Annotated in this window: 3 protein-coding genes; 2 read left to right on the top strand and 1 reads right to left on the bottom strand. The window is 59.5% G+C overall.

All coding sequences use genetic code 11. The features are described 5' to 3' along the window. Positions 1-222 precede the first annotated feature (222 nt). Positions 223-1,101 carry a DMT family transporter gene (locus JJE47_10050; protein MBK5267763.1) on the bottom strand — a complete coding sequence of 293 codons (879 nt, stop codon included), beginning with the start codon at positions 1,099-1,101 and terminating at the stop codon, positions 223-225. A 161-nt stretch (positions 1,102-1,262) separates the two neighbouring features. Between JJE47_10050 and JJE47_10045 the strand changes: the two genes are divergently transcribed. Then, positions 1,263-1,661 carry a PPOX class F420-dependent oxidoreductase gene (locus tag JJE47_10045; protein MBK5267762.1) on the top strand — a complete coding sequence of 133 codons (399 nt, stop codon included), beginning with the start codon at positions 1,263-1,265 and terminating at the stop codon, positions 1,659-1,661. A 145-nt stretch (positions 1,662-1,806) separates the two neighbouring features. Continuing rightward, complete coding sequence (locus tag JJE47_10040) at positions 1,807-2,022, top strand: hypothetical protein (protein ID MBK5267761.1); 216 nt, start codon at positions 1,807-1,809, stop codon at positions 2,020-2,022. Positions 2,023-2,111 lie beyond the last annotated feature (89 nt).

Genomic DNA, 2,111 nt, shown 5'->3' with positions numbered 1-2,111 from the left:
TTCTGCGGTGGTGCGATGACGGGGTGGACTGGCTTTGCCAGTTCGTCGACAGAACGGCAAGCCGTTGCGAACCGGCTGCGCCAGTTCGTCGACAGAACGGCAAGCCGTTGCGAACCGGCTGCGCCAGTTCGTCGACAGAACGGCAAGCCGTTCTGTGGTGGTGGCGGTTTGGGGTTGGGTTGGTTTGGGGGGGACAAGGTGAACTGGCTGCGCCCGTTCGTGCTATCCGAGCCAGACGACGATGGCTGAACCAGCCAGCATGGACAGGGTGCCAAAGATCAAGGGCGGAGTCAGTTTCTCGAATTTGGCGTCGAAGACCACCGGGGCCAGGGCGACGATCACGAGGGTGGCGAGCTGCTGGACGGTGATGGCGATAGCGATGGTGGTCAGGCCGAACGAAACCCATTGGGCACCGATGCCGATCGCGCCGGTCAGACCGCCGAGCATCATCCACTTGTAGGTTTCCCGCGGAATGGTGGGCCACTGCCACATTCCGGCGGCCGTCAGGCCAATGGCATGGAGGATGAGGGCCGCCCCCAGACCGACGGTCAGGCCGAGGATCGGTTCGTCCAGGCCTTCGAGGCCTTTGCGGATGAGCATCGGCGAGGTACCCCAGAGACTCGCCACCATGAGTGCCAGCCAGGGACGGGTCCAGACACCACCGCCCGGTGCACGGCTCAGGGAAATGAGGGTCACTCCGGCGACGCTGGCAAGTACACCGACAAACGTGAGCCAACTGAGCGACTCGCCGAGGATCGGCACCGCCAGCAACACGCCGACGATGGGCGCGGCCGATACGAGGGCGCCCGTCCGCGCCACCCCGATCTTTTGTTGGCTCAGAGCCAGCAGTGTCCAACCCACTCCGTAATGGATGGAAGCACTTCCGGCGAAAAAAGCCAGCGATTTGATGGGAGCGTCGGCAAGAAGTCGGTAATCGCCGCTGACAAACAGACGGCCGATAAGGACCACTTCGACGAAGCACAAAAGTCCAAAGGCCGTGCGGAAGGCATCCGTGAGCAGATTGGACTTGCGGTTCATCATCTGGGTGAACCCGAAGCCCAACGCGGAGACCAACGCCCATCCGACACCAGGCTCCATCATGTTTCTTTCCGATAGGCGACCACGGAAGCTACCAAACGTTGGCAGTCCGAAACGATTCCTGGACATGCCCGCTGAAGATCGGCAATCGGACACTTGACGTCAAGTCCTGAACGGCATGGTTAGGCTCGCGGCTGGCAAGACCAATTAAGGAGAGTCATACGATGTTGGACGGAAAACCGCGCGAACTGGCCTCGGGCAAACACTTTGCCGTGTTGAGCACGCTGAACCAGGACGGTTCGATCCAAAGCCATCCAATGTGGTGTGACGTGGATGACAGCCACATCCTGATCAACACTGAGGTCCATCGGGCCAAGTTCAAGAACATGCAACGTAACCCCAACGTCACCGTGCTCGTTCAGGAGACCGGAAATCCGTGGAGTTGGTCCGAAGTTCGGGGCAAGGTCGTTGAAACCGTCACCGGCCCCGAGGCGCGCGACCATATCGACAAGCTGGCCAAGAAGTACATGGGTGTCGACGACTATCCCAACCCGATCCAGTCGGAGCGGGTGCTTGTGAAGATTCGCCCTGAGCGCGTGATGTCGTTCCCGCCCGGTAGCTGATGAGGGTTTTCTGGAAGCTGGTCAATCGGGCTTCCCAGCTTGTCGGGATCCACGATTCCGTGGATATGGCCAACACGAGACGTACGAGCACAAGCTGGCCGACGCCAGGGAACTCGTAGATCTCAAGGACCTCAAGATCCCGGTGGTGGTCGATGGCATCGACCAGAAGCACCACCTTGACCTTGGTAACTTGCCGAACATGGCCTATGTGGTCGATAAGAAAGGCGTCGTCCGGTATGCCAAAAACTGGCTACTTGCCGACGATATTGACGAAGTACTCTCCGGATTGGTCAGCCAGGACGACCCGACTCGACCCGTAACCGTCACGATCGCCACTCATCACGTCGATTCGTCGATCTAGCGAACTATCAGACATGGATCACGCGGGCCGGGAATAATCCTATATTGTGTATGACGTAGTGGTCTGTCGTCGAGGAGCAGCATGAGCAG

The organism is Acidimicrobiia bacterium (genome assembly GCA_016650365.1).
Lineage (GTDB): Bacteria > Actinomycetota > Acidimicrobiia > Spongiisociales > JAENVV01 > JAENVV01.
The sequence above is the reverse complement of the archived record's forward strand: the minus strand, read 5'-3'. Positions and strand labels throughout refer to the sequence as shown.